General features: G+C 71.1%; 18 protein-coding genes. 16 read left to right on the top strand and 2 right to left on the bottom strand.

Features of this window, described 5'->3' with window-relative positions:
* The first annotated feature begins 171 nt into the window (after positions 1-171).
* From mobC to ACYP53_RS07810, 4 genes are all read left to right on the top strand, one after another.
* Entirely contained in the window at positions 172-555 is a 384-nt protein-coding gene (gene mobC, locus ACYP53_RS07825) for a plasmid mobilization relaxosome protein MobC (protein WP_459646993.1), read from the top strand.
* A 103-nt stretch (positions 556-658) separates the two neighbouring features.
* Positions 659-2,245 carry a relaxase/mobilization nuclease domain-containing protein gene (locus tag ACYP53_RS07820; protein WP_459646992.1) on the top strand — a complete coding sequence of 529 codons (1,587 nt, stop codon included), beginning with the start codon at positions 659-661 and terminating at the stop codon, positions 2,243-2,245.
* A 333-nt stretch (positions 2,246-2,578) separates the two neighbouring features.
* On the top strand, positions 2,579-2,839 hold the full coding sequence (locus tag ACYP53_RS07815) for a hypothetical protein (protein WP_459646991.1): 261 nt from the start codon (positions 2,579-2,581) through the stop codon (positions 2,837-2,839).
* Positions 2,836-3,813, top strand: a complete 978-nt coding sequence (locus ACYP53_RS07810) for an ATP-grasp domain-containing protein (protein WP_459646990.1) — start codon at positions 2,836-2,838, stop codon at positions 3,811-3,813. The genes ACYP53_RS07815 and ACYP53_RS07810 overlap by 4 nt, the downstream gene beginning before the upstream one ends.
* Positions 3,814-4,066: 253 nt before the next feature.
* Here ACYP53_RS07810 and ACYP53_RS07805 read toward each other — a convergent pair whose 3' ends face one another.
* The gene (locus ACYP53_RS07805; protein WP_459646989.1) at positions 4,067-5,431 is read right to left on the bottom strand and encodes a hypothetical protein; all 1,365 of its coding nucleotides are present in this window, start codon (positions 5,429-5,431) and stop codon (positions 4,067-4,069) included.
* A 224-nt stretch (positions 5,432-5,655) separates the two neighbouring features.
* Between ACYP53_RS07805 and ACYP53_RS07800 the strand changes: the two genes are divergently transcribed.
* The 8 genes from ACYP53_RS07800 (at position 5,656) to ACYP53_RS07765 (ending at position 13,218) form a co-directional block, all read left to right on the top strand.
* Positions 5,656-6,087: an ATP-binding protein gene (locus ACYP53_RS07800; RefSeq protein WP_459646988.1), complete on the top strand. Its 432-nt coding sequence runs from the start codon at positions 5,656-5,658 to the stop codon at positions 6,085-6,087.
* Complete coding sequence (locus ACYP53_RS07795; RefSeq protein ID WP_459646987.1) at positions 6,084-6,269, top strand: hypothetical protein; 186 nt, start codon at positions 6,084-6,086, stop codon at positions 6,267-6,269. The genes ACYP53_RS07800 and ACYP53_RS07795 overlap by 4 nt, the downstream gene beginning before the upstream one ends.
* Before the next feature lie 348 nt (positions 6,270-6,617).
* On the top strand, positions 6,618-8,540 hold the full coding sequence (locus tag ACYP53_RS07790) for a nucleotidyltransferase domain-containing protein (protein WP_459646986.1): 1,923 nt from the start codon (positions 6,618-6,620) through the stop codon (positions 8,538-8,540).
* Entirely contained in the window at positions 8,537-9,667 is a 1,131-nt protein-coding gene (locus ACYP53_RS07785; protein ID WP_459646985.1) for a hypothetical protein, read from the top strand. Before ACYP53_RS07790 ends, ACYP53_RS07785 begins: the two co-directional genes overlap by 4 nt.
* Positions 9,645-10,439, top strand: coding sequence for a 3-oxoacyl-ACP reductase FabG (fabG, locus tag ACYP53_RS07780; protein ID WP_459646984.1), 795 nt, complete (start codon positions 9,645-9,647; stop codon positions 10,437-10,439). Before ACYP53_RS07785 ends, fabG begins: the two co-directional genes overlap by 23 nt.
* A gap of 43 nt (positions 10,440-10,482) precedes the next feature.
* Entirely contained in the window at positions 10,483-10,914 is a 432-nt protein-coding gene (locus ACYP53_RS07775; protein ID WP_459646983.1) for an NUDIX hydrolase, read from the top strand.
* Between the two features lie 231 nt (positions 10,915-11,145).
* A complete protein-coding gene (locus ACYP53_RS07770) occupies positions 11,146-12,084 on the top strand; it encodes a hypothetical protein (protein ID WP_459646982.1) in 939 nt (312 codons plus the stop codon).
* 114 nt (positions 12,085-12,198) lie between these two features.
* The gene (locus tag ACYP53_RS07765; RefSeq protein WP_459646981.1) at positions 12,199-13,218 is read left to right on the top strand and encodes a hypothetical protein; all 1,020 of its coding nucleotides are present in this window, start codon (positions 12,199-12,201) and stop codon (positions 13,216-13,218) included.
* 384 nt (positions 13,219-13,602) lie between these two features.
* Here the strand turns inward: ACYP53_RS07765 and ACYP53_RS07760 are convergent, their stop codons facing one another.
* A complete protein-coding gene (locus tag ACYP53_RS07760; RefSeq protein ID WP_308437515.1) occupies positions 13,603-14,574 on the bottom strand; it encodes an LAETG motif-containing sortase-dependent surface protein in 972 nt (323 codons plus the stop codon).
* A gap of 181 nt (positions 14,575-14,755) precedes the next feature.
* On the opposite strand from ACYP53_RS07760, the gene ACYP53_RS07755 reads away from it, so the two are divergent.
* The 4 genes from ACYP53_RS07755 (at position 14,756) to ACYP53_RS07740 (ending at position 18,181) form a co-directional block, all read left to right on the top strand.
* A complete protein-coding gene (locus ACYP53_RS07755; protein ID WP_189913393.1) occupies positions 14,756-14,986 on the top strand; it encodes a hypothetical protein in 231 nt (76 codons plus the stop codon).
* 20 nt (positions 14,987-15,006) lie between these two features.
* Positions 15,007-16,314, top strand: a complete 1,308-nt coding sequence (locus ACYP53_RS07750) for an amidase (RefSeq protein ID WP_459646980.1) — start codon at positions 15,007-15,009, stop codon at positions 16,312-16,314.
* A 73-nt stretch (positions 16,315-16,387) separates the two neighbouring features.
* Positions 16,388-16,993 carry a TIGR03086 family metal-binding protein gene (locus tag ACYP53_RS07745; RefSeq protein ID WP_459646979.1) on the top strand — a complete coding sequence of 202 codons (606 nt, stop codon included), beginning with the start codon at positions 16,388-16,390 and terminating at the stop codon, positions 16,991-16,993.
* A gap of 366 nt (positions 16,994-17,359) precedes the next feature.
* On the top strand, positions 17,360-18,181 hold the full coding sequence (locus ACYP53_RS07740; protein ID WP_189913396.1) for a protein phosphatase 2C domain-containing protein: 822 nt from the start codon (positions 17,360-17,362) through the stop codon (positions 18,179-18,181).
* Positions 18,182-18,243: the final 62 nt, after the last annotated feature.

The raw sequence follows: 18,243 nt of genomic DNA, 5'->3' as shown, positions 1-18,243 counted from the left end.
TGGGCCGTGTGGAGTCCACACGGCGCCGCCGCCCCCGAGGGGGCGCCGGCCGTCGCCGCTTCCGCCCCAGGGGTGGCGGAAGCGGCGACCGGTTCCGGCCCAGGGGTGCCGGTGGAAGATGTGCCGCAGCCGGTCGGTTCCGTCAGTCGCGCCGAGCGCGATTCGGGCGTCATGCCCGGGATTCGGCACCGCCAGTACCTGAAGATTCGCCGCCGCAACCGCTGCCATCCGGTCTTCAGCGACGAGGAATGGGCTGACGTCCAGGCCGCTGCTTCGGCGAGCGGCCTCAAGCCCGGCGGCTACGCCGCCGCCGTCACCGTGGCCGCAGCCCGCAGCGACAACCCCGAGGCCGCCGTCGCCGACATCCGCCGCCTCCTGGAGGAGCTGATGGAGGCCGACCGGCAGGCCGCCGCCATCGGCAACAACCTCAACCAGATCGCCCACAACCTGTGGGTCGGCGGCACACCCCCGCCCCACCTGCAACACGTCTTCGACCGCGTCGTGCAGACCCTGGAGGGCATCGACACGGCCGCCGCCTCGATCATCGGAAGGTGAACGCGAGCTGATCCCCAGCATCGACCACAACCCCGGCGGCACCTACGCCCTCATCCAGTACCTCTACGGGCCGGGCAGGGCCGACGAGCACGAGGACCCACACATGATCGCCTCGTGGAACGGCTTCGCCCCCGACCCCGCCCCAGACCGCAAGCGCGGCCCCAGGGACACCATCGCCAAGCTCGCCGCCCAACTCGACCTGCCCGTCAACGCCCTTGGGCCCGAGAACCGGCCGCCCACGACCGTATGGCACTGCTCCGTGCGGGCGGCACCCGAGGACCGCATCCTCTCCGACACCGAGTGGGCCGCCATCGCCCGGCGCATCCTGCGCGCCACCGGAATCGCCCCCAATGGCGACACCAAAGCGTGCCGCTGGGTCGCGGTACGGCACAACGCCGACCACATCCACATCGTCGCGACCCTGGTGCGCCAGGACGGGCGCACGCCGGAGAACGGCCGCGACTTCACCCGCGCCCAACGCGAGGCCCGCAAGATCGAAGTCGACTACGGCCTCCGGCGGGTCCGACCGGGCGACGGGACCGCCGCCAAGCGCCCCACCCAGGCCGAGCAGCACCGCGCCAAGCGAATCGGCCACACCACCACCGTCCGCGAACAGCTCCGGACGAAGGTCCGGCTGGCGGTTGCCGCCGCCAGCAGCGAGGAGCAGTTCTTCCTCGCCCTCGAAGAGTTCGGCGTCCAGGTCAAGCCGCGGCGGCTGCCGTCCGGCGACATCGGGGGCTACAGCGTGACCTTGCCGGGCGAGACGGCATGGTTCAGCGGCAGCACGCTCGCCCCTGACTTGTCCCTGCCCAAGATCCGCCAGCGCCTCGCGGGCATCGAACCCACCACCGGCGCCAGTGACTGGGCTGGCGCCTGGCAGCGCGCCGCCCACGCCACCGAGGCCGTCCCCCACGCCCTACGCACCAGCGACGACCAGGCCGGCCAAGCCCACATCGCCGCCCTCGGCGAACTCCTCGACATCACCGCCGCCCTCGGCCCGCCCCCGCTCCGCCCACAGCTCCGAGCCGCCACCGAGGTGTTCGAACGCGCCAACCGTTCCCGCATCACACCCCACCACCGCAAGGCCGGCGCCCTGCACCGCGTCACCCGCGAACTGCTCTACACCGGCGGCACCAAGGACGACGAAGTCCTCGCCCTGGTCCTGTTCGTGATCGCCGCCGCGGTGGTCGCCGCCGCCCGCTGGCACGCCCAACACGGCCACCAACAGCAGGCCGAGGCCGCCTGGCAGACCGGTGCCCACCTCAACGCTGCCTACCAGCAGGCCGCCGCCCAGCCGCTGGCCGACCTTGCCCACCGCACCCCCGACACCTACACCCTCGCCCGCTACCAGCACACCGTCCAGACCGTGCTGCCCGACCACGCCAAGAGCATCACCACCGACCCTGCCTGGCCCGCCCTCGCCACCGTCCTGGCCGACGCCGAACAGGCCGGCCACGACGTGGGTGACACCCTCGCCCAGGCCGCCCAGCCGAACGACCTCGCGGGCGCCAACTCACCAGCCCAGCACCTCCTGTGGTCCGTGAAAGCCCGCAGCCGCAAGGGCACCACCGGCGAGCGCACCACCGCGGCCCGGACCAAGACCACCACGGCACGCGCTACCGCCACGCCCGCCGTCGTCCCTACAACGGCCACCGGCCCGGCCCTGAACGCCCCCACCCACCGACGCTGACTCCGGGAAGGGAGAACCTGCTGCCCCGAGCCCCGCCCAGCAGCCTCAGCCCCGACCAGCAGCACGGCCCCGGCCTGCGACACCACGGCCCGGCCGCCCTCGATGTGGACATGCGTTAGGACCCGATACGCTTCTTCGCCTGGAAGTGCCTCCGACGTGCGGGAACAAGGACCTCGACAATCCCTATTCTCGCTGGTCAGGGGCACTCTCTGCTGACATGATCACCTGCCGGACGGCAGCTCACATGAAAGCCCGAGCGGCCAGAGTGCGCCGAACTCTTATCGGTGGTTTCGTGGAGTGTAAGAGCGAGACTCCCAAAGCGAGGTGAGTACCATGGCTGGGTTCAAGCTCGGCGATCCGATGGATGCGTTTGGGGATGACGTCGTCGTTAAGATGCCGCCTCCCATCGTGTTCCGCGTGCAGCCCGACAGCTATGTGCGCTTGAATACCCCTGAACAGCTCAGGGCCTGGGAACGAGCGGTTCGGCAGACTACCGGGCTCGAGATCGTAGCTGACAATCTCGAGGGCGCCTCTGAGACCGGGTGCTCGGACGGCTCGTCAAGTATGTCCGACGATTGTGGACTGTCAGCGTGATACTGGCCGTCACGGTGCACGATGACCTCCACGTAATTGCTGTCCAGCATGCGGTGCGTAGTCGAGGCCACACCCAATTCCACATCGTGGAGTGCGATACGATTGGAGGCAGGAATGCCTTATCCTGGCGCTCACACAGCGACCATGAGGACTCCGGCTCCGGTACCACTACGGCAGCCGTTCTGACGTCCGAAGGTTTCGTTGTCGATCCCGGTGAGGCCGTTGTCCTGTGGTGGCGCCGGGCCAGGGCTAACCAGGAGATCACTGCGCATTCCGGCAATACCCACGAGGGCAGTCTGGTCAACAACGACTGCCGTGGTGCACTTGATGGGATCCTTGCTTCCGCCTTTCACGGTCAGTGGATCTCGCCACCCGAAGCGACTGACCGAGCCACCGATAAGGTGTACCAACTCGGGGTGGCTCGGGACGCCGGATTCCGGGTGCCGCGCACCCTGATCTCGCAGTCACGCGAAGACGTCATAGCATTCACGCGGCAGGTCGGGCGAGCCATCGTCAAGCCCGTCGTCGGCGCCCGGGGCCCCTCGCTCTGGACGGGTTGGATCGACGATCCGGAATCGATCCCGGCGACGTCGTTCGAGGTGTGTCCCGCCACCTATCAGGAGTACATCAAGGGTAGTCAACACATCAGGCTCAACTGCTTCGGCGAGCATATGTACGCTGCGCTCATCGAGACCGATGAACTTGATTGGCGCCCCGACCTCCAAGTGCCCATATCACCATGGCCGGTTCCCGAGGACCTCCGCCAACATGTGGGCACGGTACTGGGGCGTCTGGGGCTACGCATGGGTGTCGTGGACCTCAAGCTGACACCGGAAGGGCAACCGGTCTGGCTTGAGGTGAACCCGCAGGGTCAGTTTCTGTTCCTCGAGCCGCTCACGGGTGTGCCGCTGACAGAGCATTTCGCGGACTTCTTGCTCTCTGCAGCTGATGGGCTACAGGGCATGGAGCACTGAAGGTGCTTACAGAGGACACCCTCGTCGCCGCGGACTCCGAAGCCACCGTTGGCCACCTCACAGTAGATCCTTCGTAGCAGTCGCGGCAGGGGATATCCAACAATTGCCTCGAACTCGACTGGTGCTGGCGGGGGGAGTTCGTTTGCCTCGGCGAACGAGGCATCCTCGCTGGGACGACCTGGAACGACGCCTGAGTCTGGCGGGCCCGCCCACGACTGGATGGGCGGGCCCCGCAGGGACGATGACGAGAGCGTCAGGCCAAGAAGGTGGCTGCCCGCTCATCGAGTTCCTGGGCGGCCGAGACGCCACGGCTCTTGAACTGCGCGAGGCTCTTGCGCATCTCCATCACCGAACGGCGGGTGCGGACGGACTGCACGCCGGCCATGGCGTCGAGCGCGCGGTTCCAGGTGCCGCATGCCTGCTCGATGCCGCCGTCTGCGAGTTCCATCTTGGCCTGGGCCACCAGGTCGAGCGCGAGGATCCTCGTGTAGGTCGTGGCCGGGCGGTTGGCCGCCGCCGCCGCGTAGTTCTCTGCGGCGCCCTTCCGGTCGCCGAGCCGGGAGAATACCTTGGCACTGCGGGAGTTGACCGTGGCGCGTGCCGGGCCCCAGGAGAGGGCCCAGTACGGCATCGCGTCGCCGTTGGCGACCTCCAGCAAGTCCCGGGCCCGCTGGACGGCCTGGACGGCGGGGCGACGCTGGTTGGTGGCCGCCAGGCCGTGGGCGTGGGTGATGGTGAACAGGGCCTCCGTCGAGGCGTCCACGCGGCCGACGACGCGCGACAGAGCGGTCTCCGACAGCGCGAAGGTCTTGGAGGGGTGGCGGAGCTTCATGCCCTGCTGGGCGAGCGTGCGCAGGACGAAGGCATCGTGGCCGACGATCCCGGACTCGACGGCGAGGGCGTACGACTGGTGGTAGTAGCGCTGGGCGAGGCCCTGCTCGCCTGCGTCGTACGCCTTCCAGCCGGCCAGGTGCACGCCGACCGCTGCGGCGGAGAGCATCTGCTGGCGGTCCTCGTGGGTGCGGAAGGTGCCCCGGCACAGGGCGGCGACGTCGGAGCGCAGGTACTGGATCAGGGCGGAGCGGCCGTGTTGGCCACCGTGGCGCTCGTCGATCTCGGTGAACATGCTGATCATGTCGCGGACGGCAGCGACCTCGGCGGCTCCGGCGACGGCGCCGCCTCGGACGGCTGCGGTGCGTTCGGCGCTCTCGCGGACGTAGTCCAGCGGCAGGTGCATCGCGGCGACGGAGTACGCCGAGGCGGCCATGAACTTTCGTCGGTCCAAATCAGCTCTCCACACCCGTGCGAGGACGCCCACCGGGTCGGGGCCGATGGACAGCCCGAGGCCCGGATCGGATCCTTCCACCGACCGTAGCCCGAGTTCGGCTGGGGTGTAGAGCCGTCCCGTCTTACGGAACAGGGCCTCACAGATGAATGCGGGAGTGTCGCCCTCCGGATCGGCGCCACGCAGCCACTTGTGGACCGTCGACGGGTTCGTCCGCAGGTGGACACCGACCTCGGCCGCCACGCGGACGACGCCCCGGGCGAGAGCATCGAAGGTCATGTCAGCGTCGTTGATGGCCGCTTCGAGCTGGTGGTTCGTCACAGGCTGTGCCATGACCACTCCCTTCCTCGGCGCCGGGCGGCGGTAAACACGGTAAAGACAACCGACCCGCCGAGACAGGGACTTGGACGAAGGAAGGACGGTTGACTTGATGTCAGCCGCTCGGGTCGCGAGTCGACACCGACTCCGGGGAAGCCCCGGGCGGCTGACTCCGACCGCTGCCGCCCGGACAGCCCCCGCTGTCCGGAGCAGGCGGCCCTGGCGACCAGGAGCGGACCGTGACCACCGAGACGCTGACCAGAACGGAACCACTCGCACGACCCACCACGGTCGAGTTGCCGTACGCGCCGCAGTCCGCCTCAACGGCACGTCGACTGATCCGCGACGCGCTCGCGGACTGGGAGCTGGGTCACCTGGCCGACGACGCCGAGCTGGTCGCCACGGAGCTGGTCTCCAACGCGGCCAAGACCGGCTGCCTGACCACCATGCGGGTCGGCGTCGCCCGGGTGACCAACCGCGCCGGCCAGGCCGTGCGGATCTCCGTACGGGACGGATCCCGTGCCCTGCCGGTCCTGGTGGGCGCCGCCGCCTACGACGCGGAGTCCGGCCGCGGCCTGGCCCTGGTCGACTGCTTGGCCGTTGTCTGGGGCGTCGACTTGGAGCCGTACGGCAAGACGACGTGGGCGGACATCGCCGTGGAGCGGGCGTGAGCGGCCGGCACCGCAGCGCGGACCGCGACCCGGTGAGCGACGTACTCGCCGGGCTGTGGCTGCTCGGCCACGCCGTCGTCCTCGGACTGCTGTCGATTCCGATCCAGCACGCCGTCGAGGCGGACGCCCTGGACCGGGCTGGTTCCTCCGCGTCGGTGCCGGACCCGCCGCCGCCCGCCTGACCCCAAGACCCCCGCCTCGGCATCCGCCGCACACCGGCCCGAGGCGGGACCGGCGGCTCCAGGTGAACCCCCGCAGCCGGATCCGCCCACATTCGCCGGCCTCGGCGACCCGCCAGGCCGGAACCCGTCACGCCGAAGGGAGATTCGCCGTGCCGCAAACCGCCGCTCCGATCTTGGAGGCCCCCTAGCCTCCGCCGCCCCCGCCGCCTCCGCCCCCGGCCCCGCCGACCCCGCAGCCGCCGTACCCGGGCCGGTAGCCCGATCCGGCCCTCGGCCGGGCGCCCTTGCGGCGTCCGGCCGAGGGCCGCCCACCGCCCCACAGACATTGCGCAGCCCTCGGAGGAAATCGTGTCCATCTCTCCTGAGCAGGACCCCACGCCTTCCCAGTCCGTGACGATCGCGATCAGCGGTCCCGACAACGTCGGCAAGACCAAGCAGATCGGCATTCTGGCTCGCCGCCTCGGCTCCGCCGCCCACGCCACCGGACGGCTGGACGACTACGACCCGCGCTGGGACGGCATCAAGGCCACGGGCATGGGCGCCTGGTGGTTCGAGCGCGGCCCGATCGAGGAGGTCGCCGACGTCCTCGCCAGCTCCTACCTGGAGCGCTCCCGCAGGCCCGCCGCCGCGCCCGTGCGGCTGATGGACCGGGGCATCCCGATGCTGGAAGCCTCGCTGGCCGCCACCGTCGCGGTGCGCGAGCGTCTCAACCCCGACGAGGCCGCCGAGCGGGCTGGCAAGCTCCTCGATCCGTACGCCGCCGACGTGCGAGCCGCCGAGGCGGCCGAGTACGGCATCGTGCTCCTTCACGACGAGGACCCGGTGATCGGCACTTCCCGTAGCCTGTCCCACGAGCGGCACGTCACCCCGGCCTACGCGGACTACCAGCGACACCTCCACCTGCAGATGCACCGGCTCATCGCCGAGGGCAGGTGGGCGGAGACCATCGTGGTCGGCGAGCGCCGGGTCATGGCCGTCCAGGACGAGATCCGCCAGCGCTTACACCCGGTCGCCCCGCTCGTGCCGCCCCGCGCCCTGCCCGGGGTGCGGGTGATCGCGCTCGGTGGCATGTCGGAGAGTGGCAAGAGCACGGCGGGCGAGTACCTGCGGGTCAGGCACGGGTACGCCCGCCTCAAGATCGGCTACCTGATCGAGGACGCCGCCCAGCGCGCCGGCACCGCCGACCCGTATGAGCTCCCGGCTGTGGTGCGGGCCGAGCTGCTGGTCGACGGCCTCGACCGCTACTGCGCGGCCCACCACTTCCTCGACCACGTCACCATCGAATCCCTGCACGACCAGGACGCGACCGCCGAGCTGCGACGGATGCTCGGCGAGCAGCTAACCGTCGTGTACGTCGACGCGACGCCGGAGGTCCGTGCCGAACGCGGCACCGCTGGGCCTGAGGACGTGGTCGAGCGCGACGCCGTCAAGGCCCGCCGTGGCGCAGCCGGGATTGCCTCGCTCGCGCAGGAGGTCATCGACAACAACCACACCCGCCTGCACCTGGAGCGCCGCCTCGACGGGATCGCCCTGGCCCGCCGGTGGTCGCTGCGCAGGCCGGCCACCACGCCGGTGAACACGCTGGGCCTGCCCGTCCACCTGGAGTCCTACCTGTCCGAGCTGCTCGACCGCACCACCGTCCAGGTGCCGCCCGTCATCGACCTTCTCGCCGTGACCGGCAGCGGCGCCCGAGGCAAGTACCAGCACGGGTGGTCCGACCTGGACGTCTTCGTCGTCGCCGAGCAGGACAGCCTCCCCAGGCTCCGGCAGGCCCTCGCCGAACTCGAAGCCGAACTCGCTGGCGTCAAGCTCGGCCTGACCGTGCTGACCCAGGACGAGTGCCGCACCGGGGCAGTCACCTCCCGCCTGCTGCACGTCCTCATGCTGATCGGCTCCGGCTCCCTCGTGCCGCTGTGGTGCCGTCCCGGCCTGGCCCTGCCCGCCCCGGACGCGGCCGGCGACGTGGCGACCAGCGTCGAGGCCGGCGTGCAGGCCGCCATCGAGATCCGCCGCCAGCTCCTCAAGGGAGCCCCCGACCTGCGCGCCCTGTTCAAGATCACCGCTCTGCTGGCCAAGGTGATGCTGCGCTTCGAGGGCACCGAACGTGCCTCGGACGACGACGCGCTGGGCGTCTTCCTCGACCGCGAGCCCCTCGCTGACGCCGACCTGCGCCGCCAGGCCCGCGAGGACCGCGAGAAGGCGGTGGAGCTGGCCAACATCGTCCTGGGCCACTGGCTGGCCACCATCGCCTTGCCGACGAGCCGCGCATGAACGGCCCCGTCGCCTCGGTCCCGGCCTTCCGCAAGATCCTCGTCCCCGCCGCAGCGGAGGCCGAGGTCCAGGGCTGGCAAGCCACCGCACGCACGCTGCCGGTGCCCCAACTGCTGGGCCACAGCCGGGCGGCCGACAGGCACGTCGTGGCCTACGAGGACGTGTTCGCCACCGGCCGGTGCAGCATGCTGCTCGGCGACGTCATCGCCACCGCGGACCGGTACCCGAGCGCGCTGCCCCGGGTCACCGCGCTGATCGACGCCGTCTGCGACAGCCTGCTCACCGCAGTCGCCGACAGCGTTCGCGCCGCGCCGCTCTCGGACTGCGTGACCGGCCTCTACCTGGACCGCATCCGCCCCGGCGGGCGGATCGACACCTGGTACCTGTCCGGCCAGCTCACTGTCCCCGCCCCACGCACCGACCAGCGGCTGCCCGTGCTTGCCCTCACCGGTCACATCCTCGTCGTCAACGGCGTCCCGATGCGCCTCGACCTGCCCGCCATCATTTGGGAAGCCCGCGAAGCGCTCTGCTCCGTCCGTACCTGGGTCACTGCGCTCACCCAGGGCGACCCGACCGAACCGAACATCGCCGACCCGCTGTGCTGGCTCGACTTCCAGTACGCCGGCCGCAACACGGTCGCCGGGGAAATCGCCATCCTCCTCTGGTACTTGCTCGGCATGGGCGGCTGGCTCGTACCGACCTACCAGCCCGACGTGTACGCCCGCACCCTCCCGCTGCACCTGCCGCCGGTCAGCACCCCGCACCTCGAACACGTCGACTACGACGAGCGCCACCGCCGCCTGGAAGTCCGCTACACCTGGGCGGTCGGCGCCGGGCGCCGGGCCGCAATCGATCGCCTGCTGAAGCGCGTTCGCGCCGACCTCGCGCCCTCCGCCGGACTGGCCCCGGACCGCTTCCTCGCCCAGATCCGCCACTTCCTCACACTGCGGATCCTTGGCGTCATCCCGCCCGGCCGCCTCACCGGCCACGACCTCCTCCTGCTCCTGGCCAAGCTCGCCGAGACCCAGCAGCCCGAGACCGTCTGCGAGACCTTCACCCGCACCCAGCCCGCGCCGGCCACCGGCCCCGACGATCGGACCGACGATGACCACACCCACGCCGCTTGAACTGCCCATCGTCGCCCTGCCGCTCCAAGGTCGGGTCGCGCTGGTCACCGGCGGAGCCACCGGGATCGGCGCCGCGATCGGCCGAGCCCTGGCCGCCGCCGGAGCTGCCGTCGCCATCAACCACCTCGCGCAGATCCGCCAGGCTCGCACCGTGCTCGCCGACGTGCGGCGCGAGGGCCGCAGCGGCATCGAGGTCAGTGCCGACCTGACTGACCCGAACGCCGTGGCCGCGCTGGTCAGTCAGGTCGAGTCCGAACTCGGGCCGGTCGACGTCCTCGTCAACAACGCGGGCGCCTACCCGCGCATCCCGTGGGACAGGCTCGGCGAGGACGACTGGGCGCTCGCCATCGAGTCCAACCTGACCATCCACTACCGCACTTGCTGGGCCATCACCCCGGGCATGACCGAGCGCCGATGGGGCCGGATCGTCAACATCGGCAGCGTCAATGCCCGCGCCGGCCGCCCCGGACTCACCGCCTACAGCACCGCCAAGGCCGGACTCCTCGGCCTCACCAGGTCGCTGGCCAGGGAACTTGGACCGGCCGGGATCTGCGTGAACACTGTCGTACCCGGGGCCATCCAGGTCGAGGCGGAGAACGACCTGCCCGCCCACCACCGAGCCCGACCCGAGGACCAAATCCGCCGCCAGTGCGTCCAGCGCCGGGGCCGCCCCGAGGACGTCGCCGCTGCGGTTGCCTTCCTCGCCGGCCCCAGCGCGTCCTTCATCACCGGCCAGTCGTTGCACGTCGACGGCGGCTGGCTCCTCCACTGACCCGCCTCACACCACCGAGACCACCGAGAAGGAAGAGATCACCATGCAGCACCGCGTCCGCGCCGTCCTCCTCACCTCGAACGACACCATGCTGCTGATCAAGCGCATCCGCCCCGGCATCGACCCGTACTGGGTGATCGTCGGCGGAAAGATCGAACCGACCGACGCCAGCCCCGAGGAGGCCCTGCTGCGCGAGGTCCGCGAAGAGATCGCGGGCGAGGCCGAGATCGTCAGCCTCCTCCACACCATCGAGACGGACGATGAGCGCCAGGACTTCTACCTCGCCACCATCGAGAAGTGGAACTTCGAGGACCGCACCGGCCCCGAGTTCAGCCAGGAAGGCCGAGGCGAGTACATCCTCGAAGAGATCCCCCTGACCACCGACGCCCTCGACACGGTCAACCTCCTGCCCCAGGACTTCGCGGCCGTCCTACGCGACGCCGTCGAGCGAGGGGAACTCCTCGCCGCCCGCTGACCGCGAAGGCGGCCGGGTCGGCTCGGCCACCCGACATTCGCGCGCAACCCACGAAGGCCACCACATACGGCTCCACCGAAAAAGTGCAGCCCTTGCTGTGATCAAGACCGCTGCGGCAAAAGGGCCTTGGTGTGGCGGGTGACGTGGTACGTTCCGTGATCCAACCAAAAATAGGCGACCCCGGCAGCGCGCCAACGCTCCGGGGTCCGGCAACAGGAGTACGACCTCCCGATGCGCGTCCATCGTACCGAACACGTACGTAGCTTCACCGTGCTGCCCAACGGCCTGCTGCAGGATCGGCGGCTGTCCTACACGGCCCGCGGCCTGCTCGCCGACCTCCTTTCCCGCCCGGACGGCTGGCGCGAGGACGGCCGGCACATGGCCGACACGAGCCCGCAGGGGCGTGGGGCGATCCGCAAGGCCCTGAAGGAACTGACCGAGGCCGGGTACTACGGGGTCGAGAAGATCCGCATGCCGGACGGGACGATCCGAACCGAGACCCACGTCTACGACACCCCGCGGCTGGCAATGCCGGGTGTCACCCGTCCGGTCTCCGGTGAGGCGAATACCGGCCGTGCTGGCGTCCCTCTTGTAAAGAACCGGTACCAAGAACGCTCCCACCCCGTCGAGCAGGCCGACCAGCAGTCGGCCGCTGTCGGGGACACCGCCGACCGGCTAGAAGGGCGGGAGGAGGGCCAGACCATCGACCAGGAGACTCCGGCCGTACCGGACGAACAGGTCCGCGAGGCGGTGGCGACCCTGTTCCGGGTGGTCCGCCCGGAGCCGCGCCTGCGGCTGGGCGAGGCCGAGGCCACCGAGCTGGCGCCGCTCGTCGCCCAGTGGCTGGAGCGCGGCAGCACCGCCCAGGACTTGGCCCAGGCCCTGCTGCCCGGCCTGCCCGTGCCCCTGCACTCTCCGGTCGGCGTGCTCCGCAGCCGCCTCCAGCGCAAGCTGCCGCCCGTGCAGGCCCCACAGCAGCCCGTGAAGCCTCGATACGCCGAATGCGCCAAGTGCCATGACCCGGTCCCGCAGCCGGGCATCTGTGCCGCGTGTGCGGGCCTGGGTGGACGAAGGCCCCAGGTCGATAATGGGGCGGTCGTGGCCGCTAACGGAGCCGCGCGGGTCCGGGAAGCCATGCGCGCTGCCAGTCTGGCGTTGAGCGCCGCGTAGCTCGCCCTTGCAGGTGCCAGGTAGGCGGTTGATGTTGTGAATTCAGACGCCAATTCTCCCGGCGCCTCCTATGCTCCCGCTATGACAACCCGGTCCCGTAGCGTGTGGCAACAGATGCCCGCGAAAGAGCGACACGCCATCAGCGCATCCGTTGGTAACGCAGGTCTCCCTACCAGAGCGCTGGCTCTGTATGCCCGATGGTGGCAGCTTGAGACCTGGCTGCGGTCGTTGCTCTATGTCGAACTCAGAGCTGCTCATGGCGTGGACTGGGCGTCACACATTGGCCAGGGTGCTCTGTCTCGTCAGGAAAAAGACAAGCTTCGGACATACATGGCCAGTCCAGACTGGGATGACCCGCTGGCCTATCTCGATGTGGGCAAGCTATTCCCCCTCCTGGATAGCTCCTGGGACTTGGTGGGGCCCAGCCTGTTTGAACGGTCCGCTTTTCAGGGGCGAGTGAACGAACTCTTGGCGATCAGAAACAGAATTGGACATCTTCGCCGCCCCCACGCTGATGACCTGAGTCGACTCGAACAAACATTGCGGGACTTGGAGAAGGGGGCGTTTGAGGCGCTAGCGTCCTACAATCGTGAAACGTACATCGACGAGGACCTTCAAGACCCAGTAGTTGATTCGTGGATCGTTGGCAACCATCGGACGGCTCGGCGCCTCATCAATCATGCGCAGAGTCAGTACGATACGGACATTCGGGTAACGTACACCCGACGCCCGTGGGCCGGGCCGCGCGATTCTGGAGATCCAATTAGTGGATCGTGTGGCTACCTGTGGAGAGTCGACTTCGTCACGCGCGGTCGCTACCTGGACATCCCTGCCCTTTGGCGTGACTCCTACCTGGACCGTCACGCGCGCAAACTGCTCGTCCATCTTATCGTGCGTCATGCCAGTGGCGTTTCTGTCGTTTTCCCGGCTGTTGACAATTCGGCGGAGATTTCGGATGCCATCGGCGACGTCTTCGACGCAGTTCTGACCAATTCGTCGGCCTTCCCCGCAGGGGTGTCGCTGAACAGCGAAGATCTCGCTCGCGTTCCGCCGCTTGACCCCCGGGTCCAGATGGGCACTGGCTGGACGATCGTCGACGACACAACTGTGCCGATTTCAATTTTCGCCGCGTAGCGCCTATGTGGCGTAAAAGTGCCGGGAGTAGTGATGAGATAGATCGTGCTCCCGGCGCTACCCCGCCTGGGTTGGCCTGATGGCTGAGCGCCAGGGCAGGTCTCACGGGAGTTGACCTGGTCGGCCACCAGGATGCCTCGCGCGCGGGGGGCACATCTGGGGCACACGAGGGCCAAAAGTGCCGCTGACCAGTGCGGACTACTGAAGGTAGTTTCGCCTGGTCAGCGGCACTTTTATGGTCGAACTCGCAGGTCAGGGGCTTGCGGGGATCAAAAGATCCTCAAATGGCAGGACGGTGCGCTGTTGCGGGCCGCCTCCTGAGGAGCCGGGAACGCCGAAGGGGCGCGGGCCGACGGCCCGCGCCCCTTCGGGTTACCCGTGGGGTCAGCTCTGGGCGGCCGACTTGCGGCGGCGCAGCGCGACCAGGGTGCCGGCGCCGACGGCGAGGACGGCCGCGCCGCCGAGGGCGATCGGCAGGGTGTTGGAGCTGGAGCCGGTCTCGGCCAGGTGCGGGCCGCCGGAGGGCGACGGGGCGGCGGTGCCGACCGGCGCGGTGGTGGTCGGGGCGGTGGTGGCCGCGGTGGCGTCGGCCACCTTGAAGAGGTCGTCCACGCGGTAGTCGCCGCCGTAGGACAGGCAGAGGTCCGCGGGGGCGCCCGGCACGTCCTTGCCCTCGAAGGTCTCGGAGGAAGCCCCCAGCTGGGCGAAGTAGTTGCCGGTGACGGCCTTGGCGGTGGCCGCGAGCCGGACCTGGAAGGTGAGCTTCCCGCCCTTGGCGATCTTGTTCTCGCCGAGGTTCACCATCAGGTACGACGAGCTGCCCGTGACCGTGCTCGGCTCGGGAGCCTTCCACTCCCCGCCGGGCAGCTTCACCTGGATGGTGAAGGACTCCTTGCCCCAGGTGACCGGGTTGGTCACCGGGGCCTCGACCACGTCGGTGAAGAAGAAGTAGGCGCTGACCTTCTTGAGGTCGACCGGGCTGTCGTTCTCGAAGGTCACCGTGGCCTCCTGCGCGGCGCCGCCCTTGACCAGGGTGGTCTTCGCGAGGCCGCTGCCGGTGACCTTGATGTCCTTGTGCAGGTTGCTGCGGCACGGTCCGCCGCTGGGCGCCGGCACCGGCGGGGTCGGCAGGTTGGTCGGCTTGGTGGTGGCAGTCGGGGCCGGGGTGGTCGCGCCGGCGCTCGGCGAGGCCGAGGTCGGGGCCGGGGCCGACGGGGAGGCGGCGGTGGCCGTGGCGCTCGGCGGCGGGGTCGGCGTCGGGGTGACGCTGACGGCGCCGGCGGTGGCGGCGCCGACGGTGGTGCCGAGCGAGAGCGCCACCAGCGTGGACGCGGCCAGGAGGCGGGAAGTGCGCACGGTGAAAGTCCCCCACTTAGGATGAAATATGGCCGAAATCGGACGACTTGGGACCTCGGCGTAGGCCGTCGGCACTGGTCGCGACCGCGCACCCTACCCTGCCGTGGTGGCCGGATTTCGACGGGGGGAGCGTTCCCGCCCTCCGGTTGCCGGGGGTGGGAGGGGGCCGGACGATGGGGGCATGATGCACCAGATGCGAGCCGAGTACGGCGCCGGCGGTGAGGCCGAGGGGGTGCGGCTGTGGCACGTGGTCCGGGGCGAGCAGAGCGTGGCGATGTGCGGGCGGGAGCTCGATCCGGGGGCGCGGGTGCGCGAGGCGGTGGACTGGGGGAAGACCCCGGAGCTGTGCTGCCACACCTGCGGGGCGTACTTCCTGCGTGAGGCGCCGTACCTGGCGGCCGAGCACCCGTAAGCCCGTCTACTGTGCTCGGCATGGATGAACCCCTCGTCCGGCCACGGTCGTTGACCCGCGAGGCGGCCGCGCTGCGCGCGGGGGAGCCGGGGCTGCCGGAGTACGTCGACCGCCTCTGCGGGGCGGTGGAGCGGGTGGACCCGCTGATCCACGCGTTCGTTCCGGAGCCCGGGCGGCACGACCGGCTGCTGGCGCGGGCACGGGAGCTGGCCGCCCGGTACCCGGAGCCGGCCGGGCGGCCGCCGCTGTACGGGGTGGCGGTGGGGGTCAAGGACATCGTGCACGTGGACGGGCTGCCCACGCACGGCGGTTCGGCGCTGCCGCCGGGGGTGCTGGCCGGGCCGCAGGCCGCGGTGGTGGACCGGCTGCTGGCGGCGGGGGCGCTGGTCGCGGGCAAGACGGTGACCGCGGAGTTCGCCGCGACCGCCCCGGGCCCGACCCGGAACCCGCACCATCCCGGGCACACCCCGGGCGGTTCCAGCAGCGGTTCGGCGGCGGCGGTCGCGGCGGGCCTGGTGCCGCTGGCGGTCGGCACCCAGACGGTCGGCTCGGTGATCCGCCCGGCCGCGTACTGCGGGGTGGTGGGCTTCCGGCCGACGTACGGGCGGATCCCGTTCGACGGCGTGCTCCCGAACGCGCCGAGCTTCGACGCCCTGGGCCTGTTCACCGCCGACCTGGCGGGCGTCGCGCTGGCGGCCCCGCTGCTCTGCGACGACTGGCGGCCGGTGCCGGAGGGCCCCGGGCCGGTGCTCGGGGTGCCGGAGGGGACGTACCTGGAGCAGGCGGAGCCGGCCGCGCTGCGCGCCTTCGAGGAGCGGCTGGACCGCTTGGCGCGGGCCGGGCTGACGGTGCGCCGGGTCGAGCTGTTCCCCGATTTCGCCGAGGTGAGGCGGCAGTTGCAGGCGATCAACCGGTTCGAGCTGGCCCGCAGCCACGCGGACTGGTTCGCCCGGTTCGGCGGCCTCTACCGGCCGGAGACGGCGGCGAGCATCCGGGTCGGCCGGGGGATCGCGCCCGAGGACCGGGCGGCGGCGCTGCTGTTCCGGGAGCGGCTGCGCGAGCGGGTGGCCCGGGCGGGCGCGGCGGCCGGGGTGGACCTGTGGCTGGCGCCCTCGGCGACCGGCGGCGCGCCGGAGGGCCTGCACAGCACGGGGGACGCGGTGATGTCGCTGCCGTGGAGCTTCCTCGGGCGCCCGGCCCTGAGCCTGCCGGCCGGGTGGACCCCGGCGGGGCTGCCGCTGGGGCTGCAGGTGGTCGGCGCGGAGGGCGGGGACGAGCTGCTGCTGGCCCAGGCGGCCGTGCTGGAGCGGGTGTTGACCGAGCCTTAGACGAGTGCCCCGGGCCGGTGGGATTCCCCGGTGCGGGCCTGTAGGTGGCGGCCGGATGGGTACTGTCGGTCGGATGGACCTCGTCGAACTGCACGCACGCTCACTGGAGTTGGCCGCCGAGGTGGTGGACTCCGTACGGCCGGACCGGCTGGACCTGCCCACCCCGTGCGCGGGCTGGACGCTGCGGCACCTGCTGGAGCACGAGATCGGGCAGCGCCGGGGCTTCGCGGCGGCCGCCCGAGGGGCCGGCCCGGACCTGGCACTGTTCGCGCCCGCCCCGGTCGGCGCGGACCCGGCGGACGCCTTCCGGCGGACCGGCGCCGACCTCACCGCCGCGTTCCGGGAGGCGGCCGAGGCGGGCCGGGCGCTCTGGCTGCCGGAGATCCGGGACGGCCGTCCCTTCCCGCTGGCGCAGGCCGTCGGCTTCCACCTGCTCGACACCCTGGTGCACGGCTGGGACGTCGCCGCCGCGCTCGGTGCGCCGGACGGGCTGGTCGCGGCGGTGGAGGGCGACGAGGACCTGCTGTCGGCCCTGGTCAGGGTGACCGAGGCGGTCCCGGACACCCCGGAGGCCCGGGCGCCGGGCCGGGCGTTCCGCCCGGGTCTGCCGACCGGCGGGGCCGGCCGGTTCGAGCGGGTGCTGGCGCTGCTCGGCCGCGACCCCGCCTGGAAGGCGTAGGGCCCGCCGCGCCGGGGCCGCTCAGGCCGTTCGCCGCGCCGGGGGCCGCTCAGGCCTGGTCGCGCCGCTCGTCGGGGAAGCGCGGCCCGCCGATGAAGAAGAGCAGTGCGGCGGTCGGAAAGCCGAGCGAGGCGGCCAGCACCACGATGAACTGCCAGAACATCTTCCGCTCCTCGTCAGTCGCGGGCCGTCCGGCCACCCGAAGGTGGTCCCAAACCCAACCCGCCCCGATTGGCCGAATTGTCCGGTCACTTCCCGACGGTATGGCCGAATCGCCCCGGCTGCCACCGGGCGCCGGGCCCCGGCCCGCGCCGCACCGGCGCACGGGTCTGGGCGCGGGCCGGGGGCGGCGTCCACACTGTCGGGATGCAGCTACAGCTCGCAGGGGAAGCACGGCGGCCCGACCGCGAGAGCGAGGACTTCGCGGCGGCCTCGCCGGAGGCGCTGGTCCTGCTGGACGGCGCGAGTTCGCCGGCCGGCCTGGATTCCGGGTGCCGGCACGGAACGGCCTGGTACGTGCGCCGCCTGGGCGTGCACCTGCTCGCCCGGCTCACCGACCGGGCGGACCGCTCGATCGCCGAGTGCCTGGCCGACGCCATCGTGGAGACGGCCGCGCTGCACGGCGGCCGTTGCGACCTGGCCCATCCCAACACGCCCGCGGCGATGGTGGTCGCGGCCCGACGGCACGGCGAGGCGCTGGAGTACCTGGTGCTCGGCGACTCGCTGCTGGTGCTGGAGTTCAAGGACGGCCCGCCCAAGGTGATCGGGGACAACCAGCGCTTCCCGGGCGGGGAGGGGCTGCGCCGGCAGGTCTGGTCGACCGTCCCCGGCTCGGCCGAGCGGGCGGCGCTGCACATGGAGTACGCGCTGGCCGTCCGCGCGGCCCGCAACCGGGGCAACGGCCCGTGGATCGCGGCGGCCAGCCCGCGCGCGGCCGAGCACGCCGAGACCGGCTTCGTCCGGCTGGAGCGGCTGCACGCGCTGGCCGCCCTCACCGACGGCGCCTCGCGCTACACCGAGCGCTTCGGGCTGGGCAGTTGGGGCGACGTGCTGCGGTTGCTCGCCGAGTCGGGCCCGGGCGAGCTGATCGCCCAGGTCCGGGCGGTGGAGCGGTCGGACGCCGGCTGCGAGCGCTGGCCGCGCGGCAAGACCCACGACGACGCCTCGGCCGTGTACGCGCTGTTGTAAGGGGAGAGTCGTCAGGGCCGTTGCAAGGGGAGAGCCGGACGAACGGACGGCGGGGGCGGTCA

The sequence above is a fragment of the Kitasatospora sp. Ki12 genome (assembly GCF_054601375.1).
Note: the sequence above shows the minus strand (reverse complement) of the source record. Positions and strands in the feature narration are given on the sequence as shown.

Bases quoted from the DNA above. Each gene is read 5' to 3' on its own strand.
- ACYP53_RS07740 (WP_189913396.1), top strand. From the start codon at position 17,360: ATGCAGCTACAGCTCGCAGGGGAAGCACGGCGGCCCGACCGCGAGAGC.
- ACYP53_RS07770 (WP_459646982.1), top strand. From the start codon at position 11,146: ATGCGCGTCCATCGTACCGAACACGTACGTAGCTTCACCGTGCTGCCC.
- ACYP53_RS07755 (WP_189913393.1), top strand. From the start codon at position 14,756: ATGATGCACCAGATGCGAGCCGAGTACGGCGCCGGCGGTGAGGCCGAG.
- ACYP53_RS07750 (WP_459646980.1), top strand. From the start codon at position 15,007: ATGGATGAACCCCTCGTCCGGCCACGGTCGTTGACCCGCGAGGCGGCC.
- fabG (WP_459646984.1), top strand. From the start codon at position 9,645: ATGACCACACCCACGCCGCTTGAACTGCCCATCGTCGCCCTGCCGCTC.
- ACYP53_RS07820 (WP_459646992.1), top strand. From the start codon at position 659: ATGATCGCCTCGTGGAACGGCTTCGCCCCCGACCCCGCCCCAGACCGC.
- ACYP53_RS07745 (WP_459646979.1), top strand. From the start codon at position 16,388: ATGGACCTCGTCGAACTGCACGCACGCTCACTGGAGTTGGCCGCCGAG.
- ACYP53_RS07785 (WP_459646985.1), top strand. From the start codon at position 8,537: ATGAACGGCCCCGTCGCCTCGGTCCCGGCCTTCCGCAAGATCCTCGTC.
- ACYP53_RS07815 (WP_459646991.1), top strand. From the start codon at position 2,579: ATGGCTGGGTTCAAGCTCGGCGATCCGATGGATGCGTTTGGGGATGAC.
- ACYP53_RS07765 (WP_459646981.1), top strand. From the start codon at position 12,199: ATGCCCGCGAAAGAGCGACACGCCATCAGCGCATCCGTTGGTAACGCA.
- ACYP53_RS07805 (WP_459646989.1), bottom strand. From the start codon at position 5,431: ATGGCACAGCCTGTGACGAACCACCAGCTCGAAGCGGCCATCAACGAC.
- ACYP53_RS07775 (WP_459646983.1), top strand. From the start codon at position 10,483: ATGCAGCACCGCGTCCGCGCCGTCCTCCTCACCTCGAACGACACCATG.
- mobC (WP_459646993.1), top strand. From the start codon at position 172: ATGCCCGGGATTCGGCACCGCCAGTACCTGAAGATTCGCCGCCGCAAC.